Raw genomic sequence first — 14,347 nt, forward strand, 5'->3', positions numbered from 1 at the left:
TGAACGCATGCAGAACATCCGGTCGAGGCCCGGTCAGGCTTTGGCCGGGTCATGTCCTTCGTAACGACCCGGAACGACAATGCTCGATATCAAATGGATCCGTGAGAATCCCGAGGCGCTCGATGAAGCACTGGCCAAGCGCGGTGCAGAGCCCTTGGCCCGAAGCCTCATAGCTCTCGATGAGAAGCGCCGCTCTGCCGTACAGAAGGTGCAGGACCTGCAGTCCCGCCGAAACGCCGCCTCCAAGGAGATCGGTGCGGCGATGGCGCAGAAGAACAGCGAGCTTGCCGAAAAGCTGAAGGCCGAAGTGGCCGATATGAAGGTCTTGCTGCCGGCGGCCGAAGAAGAAGACCGCCAGCTGACCGCCGAGCTCAACGACGCGCTGGCGCGCGTTGCGAACGTGCCGCTCGACGACGTACCGGTCGGCAAGGACGAGCATGACAACGTCATCGCTCGCACGGTCGGTGAAAAGCCGCGCTGGAACCACACGCCGAAGGAACATTTCGAAATCGGCGAAGCCCTCGGCTACATGGATTTCGAACGGGCCGCCAAGCTTTCCGGTTCGCGCTTCACGGTGCTGACGGGACCGCTTGCAAGGCTCGAGCGGGCACTCGGCCAGTTCATGATCGACCTCCACACGACGGAACATGGCTATAGCGAGGTCAGCTCGCCACTGATGGTACGCGACGAGGCCGTGTACGGCACCGCACAGCTTCCCAAGTTTGCGGAAGATCTCTTCAGGACGACGGATGGCCGCTGGCTGATCCCGACGGCTGAAGTAACGCTGACCAATCTCGTCGCGGGTGAAATTCTCGAGCAGGAAAAGCTGCCGATGCGCTTTACTGCGCTCACCCCATCCTTCCGTTCGGAGGCAGGTTCGGCAGGGCGCGATACGCGCGGCATGCTGCGCCAGCACCAGTTCTGGAAGTGCGAACTCGTGTCTATCACCGATGCGGAGAGCTCGATGGCCGAGCATGAACGCATGACGGCCTGCGCCGAAGAGGTACTGAAGCGGCTCGGCCTGCATTTCCGCACGATGACGCTGTGCACCGGCGACATGGGCTTCGGGGCGCGCAAGACCTACGATATCGAGGTATGGCTGCCAGGGCAGAACACCTATCGGGAAATCTCGTCCTGCTCGGTCTGCGGCGATTTCCAGGCGCGGCGCATGAATGCGCGCTATCGCGGCAAGGATGACAAGAGCACGAAGTTCGTTCACACGCTGAACGGCTCCGGAACCGCCGTCGGCCGCTGCCTGATCGCAGTGCTCGAAAACTACCTGAACGAGGATGGATCGGTAACTATCCCCGCGGCGCTGCTGCCCTATATGGGCGGCTTGACGAAGATCGAACGGGCGGCCTGAAACGATGCGCATTCTGCTCACCAATGACGACGGCATCCATGCCGAGGGCCTTGCGGCACTTGAGCGGATTGCGCGCACCCTTTCCGACGACGTCTGGATCGTCGCGCCGGAAACGGATCAGAGTGGCCTGGCTCATTCGCTGAGCCTTTCCGAGCCGCTCCGTCTGCGTCAGGTGGCCGACAAGCATTTCGCGCTCCGCGGCACGCCGACCGACTGCGTCATCATGGGCATCAAGCAGGTGATGGATATCAAGCCAGACCTGGTGCTGTCGGGCGTCAATTCAGGGTCGAACGTCGCCGACGATGTCACCTATTCCGGCACCATTGCCGGGGCAATCGAAGGCACGATGCAGGGGGTGCGCTCCTTTGCGCTGAGCCAGGCCTACAGCTATTCCGATGGCGCGCGCATCGTGCCGTGGGAGGTCGCCGAGGCCCATGCGCCGGCGCTGCTCGACAGGCTGATGACGGTCGGCCTGCCGGAAGGCACCTTCCTCAACCTCAACTTCCCGAACTGCCGCCCGCAAGATGTGCAGGGTGCCGAAGTCACGGCCCAGGGCAAACTTGCCTTCAACCTGCAGGTCGATGCACGCTCCGACGGTCGCGGCTTGCCCTATTATTGGCTGAAGTTCGGCGAGCGTGCCGGCGCCTTTGCAGAGGGCACGGATATTCACGCACTGAAGCATAATAAGATCTCGGTAACACCTTTGAAACTGGATCTGACCGATTATTCCGTGAAGGACCGCGTGGCGCGGGCGCTTTCAGGCACGGAGTAGGACGTTTTGACGGCACGGCTGGTCGAGAAGGAAGGGTTTGCAGCGGTCGTCCTCAGGCTGCGGGCGGAGGGCATCTCAGACATCGATCTTTTGACTGCCGTCGAGCAGACGCCGCGCTCGCTTTTCGTGCCGCCGCAATTTTCCGACGACGCCTATTCCACCCGGACGATCCCGATCGAGTGCGGCTCGTTCCTGGAAGGCGTTGATCTTGCCGTCCGCATTCTGCACCTTCTGAAGGTCAAGCCGGGCCAGCGTGTGCTCGAAGTGGGCACCGGCAGCGGCTTCACCGCAGCCGTCATCGGCCGCATCGCCGAGCGCGTGCTGACGATCGACCGCTACAAGACGCTGACGGCCAACGCGCAGCGCCGCATGGATCAGCTCGGCCTTCGCAGCATCGTCGTGCGGCAGGCCGATGGCAGCAACGGTCTGCAGGGCGAGGGGACTTTCGACCGCATCCTGGTCACGGCCGCTTTCAATACCATGCCTCGCTTTTATGCCGACCAGCTCGTCTCCGGCGGTTCCATGATCGCGCCGCTGATGATCTCCGAGGACCAGTGCCGCATGGTCCGGCTGACGAAGACCGGCAGCCGCTTCGAGCGCGAAGAGCTTTTCGACGTACCCTATTTGCCCATTGTGCCGAGATTGGCTTTCCAGCTCTGAGGCCAATTTGGCGAGCATTTCCAGTGTGTCCGACGGCTGTGATTTCTCACCTGCAGAACTATGGTTATCAATTCCTCAAAAAAATCGCACTGATTCCAGCGCTTTAACCGGGTGGTAACACTAACGCGCTTTAATATACCCACGAATGGTTGAGTTATGAGTGGGTCGAGTCATGCGTTTTAGCGTTTCGCCAATGTTCGGAAAGCCTGCCGGCAATCTCTTGTTTATGGCCTTGCTGGCAAGCACCGCAACGGGCTGCAGTTCGGATGTGACCCGCTTCGGCGGCCTCTTTGCCGGGACCGGCCAGGATCAGATGACGACCGGTTCTGTACCGAGGCGGAACATGAGTGGTTCGCAGAGTGATCCGGTCCCGAGCGCCGATCTTCAGTCCGGGATGGCGCAGCCCTCCTACAATGGCGGCAATGACGCACTCAATCAGCCTTATCCGGCGACGAACGGTACGGCAAGCTCGAGCGCGCGCCTTGCCTCGGCTCCAGTTTCTGTCCAGCGCACCGAACTTGCCGCGCCGACGGGCGCATCCCCGGCGCCCTCGCGCGACAATCAGGTCGCCATGGCCCAGCCGTTCCCGGCAGCTCCTTCCGGCTCACGGGCCTCCCGCCAGATGCCGGCTGCTCCGAAGCTGGCCGCGCCCGATCCGATGACGACAGGCACGACGCCGAAGGTGTCGGGATGGTCCGCGGCCAACGCGCCCTCCATCCTGGTGCGTCCGGGCGAAAATCTGGCGACGCTCGCCAACCGCTACGGCGTTCCCGAAAAGGAAATTCTGCGCGTCAACAACATGAAGTCGGCTGCTGCCATCAAGCCAGGCGAAACGATCCTCATTCCGACCTTCAACGGCGGCAGGAATGCTGCCAAGGCTTCCGCGCAGGCCGCCGACCTTTCCAAGTCCGGTAAAATCCCGCAGCCGTCGAAGATCCCCGACCAGAACCTCGCGGTGTTGCCGGGCGCCAACGCTGCTCGCGACAAGTCGCAGGCAGGCGCGGATGCTTCCGCGGGCAAGGTTGCAGCCGGTGCCGGAAAGGATCCGAATACCGGCGGCGGCACTTACACGGTCAAGCCTGGCGATTCCCTCGCCAAGATCGCCAAGGCGACCGGCACGAAGATCGATGATCTCAAGGCTGCGAACAACCTTTCCGCAAGCTCGATCCGCATCGGCCAGACGCTGACGATCCCGAAAGGTTCCAGTTCTGCCGATCAGACGAAGACTGCGTCCATTCCGGCCAAGGCCGAAGCGAAGCCTGCTGCTCCGGCCGCAGTTGAAACGGCGTCCGCTCAGCCGGCCTCCTACCAGGCGCCGGTTGCCACGCAGACCGTCGACGAAGTCGAGAAGAAGTCCGACGTCGCCTCAGCAGCCCCCGAATCGACCGGCATCGGCAAGTATCGCTGGCCGGTTCGCGGTGCCGTCATTGCCGCTTACGGCGCGAACGTCAACGGCAGCCGCAACGACGGTATCGACATCTCCGTGCCGCAGGGCACGCCGATCAAGGCCGCCGAAAACGGTGTGGTCATCTATGCAGGTAACGGTTTGAAGGAACTCGGCAACACCGTCCTCATCCGTCACGACGACGGCACGGTGACCGTCTACGGCAATGCCGACACGCTGAGCGTGGCCCGTGGCCAGAAGATCCAGCGCGGCCAGACCGTCGCCGTTTCAGGCATGAGCGGCAGCGTCAAGCAACCGCAGGTCCATTTCGAAGTCCGCAAGGACGCCTCGCCGGTCAATCCGATCACCTTCCTCGAGTAGGTAAAGCGTTTCGAGGACGTGCAAAAGCCCGGCTGATCGCCGGGCTTTTGTCGCTTTACAGCAGCCGTAGCTCGGCTCAGTCGCGGACGAGCGCAACGCGCATGCGCCCTGCGAGATCCTGGATGTACTGCCATGCGACACGGCCGGAGCGCGCACCGCGCGTGGTTGCCCATTCCAGCGCTTCCGCATGCATCTTCTCGCGATCTTGCGTCAGCTTGAAATACTCAGCATAGCCGTCGATCATCGTAAGATAGTCTTCCTGGCTGCATTTGTGGAAGCCGAGCCAGAGGCCGAAACGGTCGGAAAGCGATACCTTCTCTTCGACGGCCTCGGATGGGTTGATCGCGGTCGACTGCTCGTTCTCCATCATATGCCGCGGCAGCAGGTGGCGACGGTTGGAAGTTGCGTAGAAAAGCACGTTGTCCGGTCGGCCCTCTATGCCGCCGTCAAGCGCTGCCTTCAGCGACTTGTAGGCGGTATCGTCATGGTCGAAAGAAAGGTCGTCGCAGAAAACGATGACGCGATGCGGCACTACCTTCAGAATATCAAGCAGGGTCGGGAGGCTCGCAATGTCCTCGCGATGCACTTCTACAAGCTTCAGCGAAACGCCGCTTTGTCGCCGCACGTCCTCATGCACGGCTTTGACCAGCGACGACTTGCCCATGCCGCGCGCGCCCCAGAGCAGCACGTTGTTGGCGGCAAATCCTTCGGCAAAGCGCACCGTGTTTTCATGCAGGATGTCACGCACATGATCGACGCCGCGGATGAGCTTCAAGGCAACACGGTTGGGGCGCGCGACTGGCTGCAGATGAGTGCGGGCAGGCGACCAGACGAAACAGTCGGCGGCGTCCCAGTCGTTGACGCCGGGCGCTGGACCGGCCAGCCGCTCGATCGCATTGGCAAGCCGCCTCAGTTCCTGCAAAATGACGCTGTTCAATTCTTCGGCCATTGCATGTCCTCCTGAATTTCCTGCCGCGCCATAAGCGCATCGGTTTTCGACGCGCAGTAGCATGGCCTTTCCACAGCGGAAAGGTTATGAGACAGCGGAATCGGTACGCCCGCAGGCTGTTTTTGTTGCATTCATTCTTGCCGCAACTATAGTCCGGCCACCCGAAAAAGAGAGGCGGATATACGCCCGCCCGTAGTTGAGGAGCTTATCAATGTTCATCACCCCGGCATTTGCCCAGGCCGCACCGGATGCCGCTGCGTCGCCCTTCGGCTCCGGCTTCGAAATGATCATCCTGTTCGTGCCGCTGATGGTCGTCTGGTACTTCCTGCTGATCCGCCCGCAGCGCGCCCAGGCCAAGAAGCGTGCAGAAACCCTGAGCGCGATCCGCCGCGGCGACCAGGTCGTCACGGCCGGTGGCCTGGTGGGCAAGGTGACGAAGGTCGTCGACGACAAGGAACTGGAAGTCGAGATCGCAGAAGGCGTGCGCGTTCGCGTGGTTCGCAGCGGTATCGCCGACGTTCGGGTAAAAGGCGAGCCTGTAAAGGCAGACGCTGCGTAATTCCGGCGGGCAGATCAGCCGGATCAGAGGTGTCGAAGACTGAAATGCTCCATTTTTCCCGTTGGAAAACAGTTCTGATCTGGCTCATTGTCTTGGTGGCGGCGCTCGGCGCCGCCCCAAATCTTTTCACGGACGTCTCGCTGCCGGGTTGGATGCCGCAGAAGCGGGTAGCACTCGGCCTCGATCTTCAGGGCGGCTCGCATATCGTGCTGAAGGCGGAGCGCTCCGATATCGTCAGGAAGCGGCTCGAAAACACCGTTGCGAGCGTGCGCGCCAGGCTGCGCGAAGCCGGAATTCGCTATACAGGCCTCGCCGGCAATGGCCAGACCATTCAGGTCCGCATCACCGATCCGAGCCAGATCGAGCGGGCCGTCAGCGTCTTGAGGCCGCTGACAGTTCCAGAAGCCGGCGCCCCGGATCCGGACGTCACGCTCGTGAAAGGCAATGACGGCCAGCTGACGCTGCACATCACCGGCAAGGCGATCGCCCGCAGCCTGTCGGCGGCGCTCACACAGTCGGTCGATATCGTTGGCCGTCGTGCCGTCGAGGTGGGCGGGATCGATCCCGTCATCGAAACCCGCGGCCCGGATCGATTGTCCGTCCAGGTGCCGGGTCTCGCCGACCCGCAGCGGTTCAAGGATCTTTTGAGCCAGGATGGCCGGCTCTCCTTCCACCTGATCGACAGCAGCATGTCGCCGCAGGATGCGATGAGCGGCACCGTGCCGGCGCGTTCGCGGATCGTCTATTCACAGGACGATCCGCCGGACGCCTATCTTGTAGAGCGCACGGAAATACTGTCGTCGGCCGATCTGAGCGATTTCCAGGTCGAGCCCGGCAACGACGAAGACAGTTCCATCCTGACCTTTCGCTTCAATCCCGAGAGTTTCAGGCGATTTGCCGAGCTGACGCAGAACAACGTGGGGCGGTCCGTCGCAATCCTGCTCGACGACCAGGTCATTGCTGCGCCTGATATCCGCGAACCGGTCGCCGGCAACAGGGGCGAGATACCGCTCGACTATTCGCAGGAGGAGACGGAAGACCTCGCTGCAATCTTGCGCTCCGGGGCGCTTCCCGTAACGCTGACGATCGTCGAGGAGCGGACGATCGATCCCGGTTTCGGCGCAGGATCCATCCTTTCGGGCCTCGTGGCAGGGTTTGTCGGCGCCGTTCTCGTGATCGGTCTGATGGTGGCCTTCTTTGGCATCCTCGGCGTGATTGCCGGGGCGGCGCTTGTGGTCAACGTCATGATGATCCTTGCCGTTCTCAGCCTGTCGGGCGCGCCGCTGACCTTGCCGGGTGTTGCGGGCATCGTGCTGACGATCGGCATTGCGGTCGACGCCACCGTTCTGATCTACGAACGTATCCGCGAAGAGGTCAAGGGCGGAACGCATCTCGACCAGGCAATCGGCATAGCCTATTCCAGAGCGTTCATGACCGTCGTCGATGCCAATATCACGACCTTGATTGCCGCTGCTATTCTCTTCTATCTCGGAAGCGATGCCATACGCGGCTTTGCGGTTACACTTGCGATCGGCATTCTCACGACGGCGTTCACTGCTTTCGTGTTCACGCGCCCGCTGGTCGTTGCCTGGGTGCGCCACCGTCGCCTCAAGCATCTGCCGAAGAGCGTCCACACCGATCTCTTCGACGGCACGAACATCCGCTTCATGGGCATCCGCCGCTACAGCTTCACTGCGCTTGCTGCCCTTTCGCTCGTTTCCATGCTGGCCGTAGTGACCATCGGCATGAATCTCGGCATCGATTTCACAGGCGGCTCCGTCATCGAAGTGAGGTCGAAGCAGGGCCCGGCCGATCTTGAGGATATCCGTACGCGGCTGAGCCAACTGAACTTGGGCGATATCCAGGCCAGGCGCCTGCGCGATGCCACAAACGCCATCATCCGCATTGAAGCGCAGGGCGGCGGCGAAAATGCCGAGCAGTCGGCAATCACACTCGTGCGCAGCGAGCTTGCCGATCAATATGATTTCCGTCGCGTCGAAGTCGTCGGCCCCGCCGTTTCGGGCGAGCTGACGAAGACGGCCTCGCTCGGCGTTCTTGCTTCGCTTGGAGCGATCCTCGTCTATATCTGGCTGCGCTTCGAGTGGCAGTTCGCCGTCGGCGCCATCATCGCCACGCTGCACGACGTCATTCTGACACTCGGTTCCTTCGTCGTCACCGGGATCGAGTTCAATCTGACGAGCATCGCCGCATTGCTCGTGATCGTCGGCTACTCTTTGAACGACACCGTGGTCGTTTACGATCGCATGCGCGAAAACCTGAAGCACTTCAGGAGGATGCCGCTGCCGATCCTGATCGACGCCTCGATCAACCAGACGCTGTCGCGCACCATCCTGACCTCGGCAACGACGCTGCTTGCGCTGGCTGCGCTCTACCTGTTCGGCGGCGAGGACATGCGCTCGTTCGCGCTCGTCATGCTTTTCGGCGTTGCCGTCGGCACCTTCTCCTCCATTTATATTGCAGCGCCGGTACTGATCCTCTTCAGGCTTCGCCCGAAAACCATCGACGAGAAAGAGGATGGGGCCACCGATGAAAAATCCGGAAAGGCCACAGCAAGCCATGGCTAAAGGCATCGAAATCCGCGAAGCCCATTTTCCCGGCCGTGCTCCCGTCGACACATACGGAAACGGCGGCTTCCGCTTTGCCGATATGTCTCATCGCGGCTCCATCCTTTGTCTGCCGTCCGGTATCTACGGGTGGGACATGGACATGTCGAAAGGGCTCTGCGTCGCAAGCTTCAAGAGAGTGCTGGACGAGGCAGATGACATCGAGGTTCTGCTGGTCGGGACAGGCACCGAGCTTCGCCGCTTGCCACCGGAGCTGAAGGATGCTCTGAAGGCCCGCGGCATTTCTTCCGACCCGATGAGCACGGGTGCTGCCGTGCGCACCTTCAACATCATGCTCGCAGAATCCCGCGCCGTCGCGGCGGCTCTGATTGCGGTCTGACAATGACGGACAAACCGATGAGCAACCAGGAGATATGCCTGGCGATGTTGCGTGACAGCGACCGCGATCGCTATCTCGCCTGCCTGCTGTCTCCGCAGGACAAGCGCGGCGCACTCGCCGCCCTTTACGCCTTCAATGCCGAACTCGCCCGCATCCGCGATCTCGTGCACGAGCCGCTGCCCGGCGAGGTGCGGATGCAATACTGGCGCGATCTTCTGGAAGGCAGCGCCCATGGCTCGACCGAGGCAAATCCTGTTGCCGCATCCTTGCTGAGCGCGGTCGAAGCCCACCGCCTGCCGCGCCAGACGCTCATCGATATGATCGATGCCCGCATCTTCGATCTCTACGACGATCCGATGGAAACGCGCACCTCACTCGAAGGCTATGCCGGGGAGACGGCCTCTGCGCTGATCCAGCTGGCAAGCCTGGTCTTGTCGCCGGAAGAGGCGGCGAAATCCGCGGAGGCCGCAGGCCATGCCGGCGTCGCACAGGCAATTGCCGGCATGCTGCTGCTGATGCCATTGCACCGCCATCGCGGCCAGCTCTATATTCCGCTCGAAATTCTCAGCGCCACCGGGCTCGACCGCGACAGCTTCCTGGCGGGCAAGGACAAGGCGCGCATTTCCGCTGCTATCGAAGCCTTCGTCGGCCTTGGCCGCGATCATCTCGCAAAGGCCCGTGCGATCGTGCTCCCGCCAGCCATTTTCCCAGCCTTCCTGCCTGTGACGCTTGCCGAGCCAATGCTGATGAAGGCGCAGAACGCCGGTGCTGCCCTGTTTGACCAATCGCTGCAACAGCCGCAATGGCGCCGCCAACTCGTCATGACGCTGGCGCTGATGCGCAAGAAAATATGAAGCTGTTCAAACTCGCGCAAGGCTCGGACACTATAAGGGGACAACCGCTTACCTGAAATCGGAGAAAACGGCGTTGAGCATGATCGTCTGGTCCGTCATTTTCGCCCTTGTCGTCTTCCTGGCCTTCGTCGCGACTCGCATGGCCGCGCACTACAAGGACGAGGAGGGCTTTCACGATACCGGTCTTGCGATCCTGGAATTCAATCGTGCCTTCCCGCACGAGGCGATCCGCCAGCTTCAGGCGACGGCCGATGGACAAGTGGTTTTCGTGCGTCTGCACGACAACAAGGCGGGTTTCATGCGCAATATGCACCGCCACTTCTCCTGCCATGTGCTGGAGCCGGGCAGGGTACGCGTCGTCAGTTCGCAAACGGGAAGGGGCCTGGCCATCGATTTTCTCGACCACCCGCATCATAACGGTGCCTTCGAATTCGCCTCCGCCAGGGAGGCAGCCGAAGTTTCGCTGTGGCTGCTCGGCAATTACGTCGCCGACGCAGACCTTGCGCTGCCGCCGACCGAAAGACCGGCAGCCAACAATCGGTAAGAGTCAGGCGCTCGCTGCAAAGGGCGCGCTCTTGCCAAGCCATTCGGCGCAATCGGCAAGCGCGCGCTTGGCGATCAGCTGCCGCTTCAAGATGGTCTTGTCCTTGCCGCGGAAGCGCTTGACGCCCTCCGGTTTGACGATAGAGCCGGGCTGCAACTCCGGAAACAGGCCGAAATTGATGTTCATCGGCTGGAAGGAGCGCTTGCCCGGTTCCTCGTCGGCAACGAGATGGCCGCCGGTGATATGGCCAAGCAGCGCACCCAGAGCCGTGGTCGCCGGCGGCAGAAAAACCGCTTCGCCCTTGCGTTCGGCGGCGGCGAAACGTCCGGCCAGCAGCCCGACGCTGGCGCTTTCGACATAACCTTCGCAGCCGGTGATCTGGCCGGCAAACCGCAGGCCCGGCCGCGACTTCAAGCTCAGCGACGAATCGAGCAGCGTCGGCGAATTGATGTAGGTGTTGCGATGCAGTCCGCCGAGGCGGGCGAATTCGGCATTCTGTAGGCCGGGGATCATCCGGAAGATTTCCGCCTGCGCGCCGTATTTTAGTTTCGTCTGGAAACCGACCATGTTGTAGAGTGTACCGAGCGCATTGTCCTGACGAAGCTGCACGACGGCGTAGGCTTTAACCGATGGATTATGCGCATTGGTCAGCCCCATCGGCTTCATCGGCCCGTGGCGAAGCGTCTCGCGGCCACGCTCGGCCATCACTTCGATCGGCAGGCAGCCGTCGAAATACGGCGTTCCTTCCCATTCCTTGAAGCCGACCGTGTCGCCAGCAGTCAGCGCGTCGACGAAGGCATTATATTGCTCCTCGTCCATCGGGCAGTTGATATAGTCCTTGCCGGTACCGCCGGGACCGATCTTGTCGTAGCGGGACTGATACCAGCAGATTTCCATGTCGATGCTATCGCGATAGACGATCGGTGCGATCGCATCGAAGAAGGCAAGCGCATCCGCACCCGTTTCCTCCTGGATTGCCGCAGCCAGTGACGGTGCCGTCAGCGGTCCGGTGGCGATGATCGCCTGATCCCACTCCTTTGGCGGCAGTCCGGTCACTTCCTCGCGAACGACGCTGACGAGCGGATGGTCGGTGATCACCTTCGTCACGGCGTCGGAAAAGGCTTCGCGATCGACGGCGAGTGCCCCGCCCGCTGGAACCTGATGCTTGTCGGCGCAGGCCATGATCAGCGAGCCTGCCATGCGCATTTCGGCATGGATCACGCCGACGGCATTGCTTGTGGCGTCGTCGGAGCGGAAGGAATTGGAGCAGACGAGCTCTGCTAGGCCGTCGGTTTTATGCGCATCCGTGCCGCGCACCCCACGCATTTCATGCAAGATGACCGGCACGCCGGCATTGGCAATCTGCCATGCGGCCTCCGAGCCGGCGAGGCCGCCGCCGACGACGTGGATAGGGCAATAGGAAGAGGTCTTGTTCATGCGCGGCTGATATCACGCCCGGCGCGAACAGGGAACTCCCGGCGTAAAAAAGCGCAAGCAGGTGGCAAATGCCACGAGATGTCGGTCGATAAACTCGTCTGTTGCGTCGAGTAGCGCGGTCCAGTCTCAATCGGTGCGGCGATCGGTAAAAAAGCATGGCTTCATGCCGGCACCAGTTCCGTCGCTGCCCGCTCGACTATTGCCGAAGCAGTGCCGGCCTGGTTCTTCTGTCGCTTGGGCGCAGCAACCGGCATGGCCGCGGCTTGTTCGGCTTTGCTGACGATCCGCCGCAGAGCCTCGCGCGCCTTTTCAGCGAAATTCCGCTGCACTGGATTGTCGTAGTTATATTGCTCGACCACGGCAAAGACGCGCGCAGCTTCCGACAGGCGGCCCGCCGCCACCAGTGCCACGCCTTGCTTGTAGTGCGCCTGCGCGTCGAACGGAGAGCGTTCGATGATGCGGCCGAACGTCCTCGCTGCCTCTTCGTAGCTACCGAGAGCAAGTTGCGTGTCTCCAAGGCGCAGATAGAGCGGATTTGGGTCGTCGAGGCGGCCGATAAGCGCCGTGAAGCCGGCTTCAGCCTCGTGCAGCTTGCCCTTCTCGAACATCAGGCTCGCCAAGCCGAATTGCGCGCCCAAATGGCTGGGGACGGTTTCGAGAAGCTGCCTGAACGCGGCTTCGGCAAAAGCCTTGGCGCCGTCGCGGTACATCTGCAGCGCCTGCTCGTAGACGAAACGGATGCTGCGGGGATGGATCACGTCGCCGAGATTGCGGCCGCTGCGCGTGCGGAACAATGTGCAACTGATCTGGCGTTCGTCGGGGCCGAACATGTATTTATAGGGCTCGTTGCCGCGCAGGAAGTCGTATGTCTTGTACCCGTCCGCTATCGCCCTGCGAATGCAGTAGCCATGCAGGATGAGACCTGGCGGTGGTGTCTTCCAGGTCTCGTCGCGGCCGGTGATGTAAAAGAGGATCGACTTCTTCTGCCGGTCGATGATGTTGGCCAGTGCGCCGAGGGGCCGCTCGCCGTACCACATCACCGGGACATCGAGATTGCCGTCCTTGAAACTATCCATCAGCAACTGGCGCGTCGCTCCGATCAGCCGTTCGGTGCGTTCCTTGCCCTTCCGTCCGATCCACTTCGTGCGCCACAGCTGGAAGAGAATATCAAGGTCGCGCTCGATGGTTTGCGGCGTTGCCATGGTGATTCGATAGTCGTCGTCGCTCTCGACCTTGCGCAGGAAGCGCCGCAGTTTCTGGCGCGTCTGGCTGCTCATCTTCTGTTCAAGATAGTCGTCAAAGCTCGGTGAGAGCGCGACGACCGGGCAGATGCAGTTGTCTATGTTCTCGGGATTTCGCGGAGAGCTGTCGCGAAACATCACCTCCGGTCCCTGAAGCGCGCGAACCAGTGCTTCGCGCCGTTGCGCAGGGCCGGCGAAATAATCGAGCTTCAGATGCGTCCAATTCTGCCGTTTCAGATAGGCGGCAAATCCGGCGATCGCGTGCTGTTCATAGTCCGGCTGCGCGATGAAACCTGTGTAGTCGGCCGAAAAATTGCCGGCCATGATGATTTCGTCGAAAAAGACGCCGGTCTTCCTGTCATGCTGGGTGGTGAGACGCAGCGGAAAGAAGGCGACGTGGGGAGAACGATCCTCGCGTTCACGCAGCGCAAGGATGAACCAGCGTTTGCGATGAGAAAGATAGGACTTCAGCCATATCCAGGACAGGAAGTGTTGCGCATGCGGATCGTCCACATAGACCCGATCCCAATCTTCGCGGACGGCCTCGAGGCCAGCCTCGGTGTCGATCACGTCAATGCGCATGGTCCCCTCCCAATACCCATAACACATTCGGGAGCTTCATTCTAAGGGCAAATGAAGGGCTTCAAATATGGCGTTCGGATGAAACGGTTTTATCAAATATGATTAGCCGCCGGGGGTTAGGACCAGGAGCTAAAGTTCGCCGGAAACATGCGAGCTTGCGTTGATGAAGCTCCAGAGCGATTGGCTGATCGAGACGATCTCGGCAATCGATTTCTCCAGCGCCGCAATCTCCTTTTCATCGAGTTGCTCGACCTTGCCGTAGCTGATTTCCTTGTCATCCTCGACGAAGCGCATCAGTTGTGTGCTGGAGATCTGGCCCTTGTCGTCGAAGGAATAGATGCAGTGGTTATACTTGTTGCGCATCTTGGATTCCTTCTTCATGCGCGACATGGCGTGAAGAACGGTCTTGCGATCGGCTGCGGGCGTGGAATGCAGCTTGGCGAGGCGCTCGACCAGATCGATCCTCGCCCGTGTCGTGTTGAGCGTCAGGAACACGACGATTGCCGCGTCCTTCTGGATCTTGAGAAGGTGGGCAATGATGTAGATCAGCAGGCTTTCCGTGTTGGTCCAGACATAGTTCAGGCGGCCGACCCGCAGCAGCACGTCAGACATTGCCGCCATGAAAGCCCCCTTCCGTCGATCCTCCACTGAAACGAT

At 61.2% G+C, this 14,347-nt stretch carries 13 protein-coding genes; 9 read left to right on the forward strand and 4 right to left on the reverse strand.

The features are described from left to right. Positions 1-79 precede the first annotated feature (79 nt). From serS to AM571_RS08965, 4 genes are all read left to right on the forward strand, one after another. Entirely contained in the window at positions 80-1,363 is a 1,284-nt protein-coding gene (serS, locus tag AM571_RS08950; RefSeq protein WP_074061101.1) for a serine--tRNA ligase, read from the forward strand. A 4-nt stretch (positions 1,364-1,367) separates the two neighbouring features. After that, positions 1,368-2,135 (forward strand): 5'/3'-nucleotidase SurE, encoded by a 768-nt coding sequence (surE, locus tag AM571_RS08955; RefSeq protein ID WP_074061102.1) that lies wholly within the window; start codon positions 1,368-1,370, stop codon positions 2,133-2,135. A gap of 6 nt (positions 2,136-2,141) precedes the next feature. Then, entirely contained in the window at positions 2,142-2,795 is a 654-nt protein-coding gene (locus AM571_RS08960) for a protein-L-isoaspartate(D-aspartate) O-methyltransferase (protein ID WP_074061103.1), read from the forward strand. Positions 2,796-2,967: 172 nt separating this feature from the next. Further along, positions 2,968-4,560, forward strand: coding sequence for a M23 family metallopeptidase (locus AM571_RS08965; RefSeq protein WP_074061104.1), 1,593 nt, complete (start codon positions 2,968-2,970; stop codon positions 4,558-4,560). Positions 4,561-4,636: 76 nt separating this feature from the next. Here the strand turns inward: AM571_RS08965 and AM571_RS08970 are convergent, their stop codons facing one another. After that, entirely contained in the window at positions 4,637-5,509 is an 873-nt protein-coding gene (locus tag AM571_RS08970) for an ATP-binding protein (protein ID WP_074061105.1), read from the reverse strand. A 211-nt stretch (positions 5,510-5,720) separates the two neighbouring features. On the opposite strand from AM571_RS08970, the gene yajC reads away from it, so the two are divergent. The 5 genes from yajC to AM571_RS08995 all read left to right on the forward strand — a co-directional run bounded on the left by yajC (position 5,721) and on the right by AM571_RS08995 (position 10,430). After that, positions 5,721-6,068, forward strand: coding sequence for a preprotein translocase subunit YajC (gene yajC / locus AM571_RS08975; RefSeq protein WP_022715367.1), 348 nt, complete (start codon positions 5,721-5,723; stop codon positions 6,066-6,068). Positions 6,069-6,112: 44 nt separating this feature from the next. Beyond that, positions 6,113-8,653 carry a protein translocase subunit SecDF gene (gene secDF / locus AM571_RS08980; protein WP_074061106.1) on the forward strand — a complete coding sequence of 847 codons (2,541 nt, stop codon included), beginning with the start codon at positions 6,113-6,115 and terminating at the stop codon, positions 8,651-8,653. Next, positions 8,646-9,032, forward strand: coding sequence for an Mth938-like domain-containing protein (locus AM571_RS08985; RefSeq protein WP_074061107.1), 387 nt, complete (start codon positions 8,646-8,648; stop codon positions 9,030-9,032). Before secDF ends, AM571_RS08985 begins: the two co-directional genes overlap by 8 nt. A gap of 17 nt (positions 9,033-9,049) precedes the next feature. Next, entirely contained in the window at positions 9,050-9,886 is an 837-nt protein-coding gene (locus AM571_RS08990) for a phytoene/squalene synthase family protein (RefSeq protein WP_420493371.1), read from the forward strand. Positions 9,887-9,959: 73 nt separating this feature from the next. Beyond that, a complete protein-coding gene (locus AM571_RS08995; RefSeq protein WP_074061109.1) occupies positions 9,960-10,430 on the forward strand; it encodes a hypothetical protein in 471 nt (156 codons plus the stop codon). A 3-nt stretch (positions 10,431-10,433) separates the two neighbouring features. On the opposite strand, the gene trmFO is transcribed toward AM571_RS08995, so the two are convergent. The 3 genes from trmFO to AM571_RS09010 form a co-directional block, all read right to left on the reverse strand. Continuing rightward, the gene (gene trmFO / locus AM571_RS09000) at positions 10,434-11,867 is read right to left on the reverse strand and encodes a methylenetetrahydrofolate--tRNA-(uracil(54)-C(5))-methyltransferase (FADH(2)-oxidizing) TrmFO (protein WP_074061110.1); all 1,434 of its coding nucleotides are present in this window, start codon (positions 11,865-11,867) and stop codon (positions 10,434-10,436) included. 161 nt (positions 11,868-12,028) lie between these two features. Then, a complete protein-coding gene (locus AM571_RS09005; RefSeq protein ID WP_081377052.1) occupies positions 12,029-13,690 on the reverse strand; it encodes a GNAT family N-acetyltransferase in 1,662 nt (553 codons plus the stop codon). A 129-nt stretch (positions 13,691-13,819) separates the two neighbouring features. Next, a complete protein-coding gene (locus AM571_RS09010) occupies positions 13,820-14,311 on the reverse strand; it encodes a hypothetical protein (protein ID WP_074061111.1) in 492 nt (163 codons plus the stop codon). Between the last annotated feature and the right edge of the window lie 36 nt (positions 14,312-14,347).

This window comes from Rhizobium etli 8C-3, assembly GCF_001908375.1.
Taxonomy (GTDB): Bacteria; Pseudomonadota; Alphaproteobacteria; order Rhizobiales; family Rhizobiaceae; genus Rhizobium; species Rhizobium etli_B.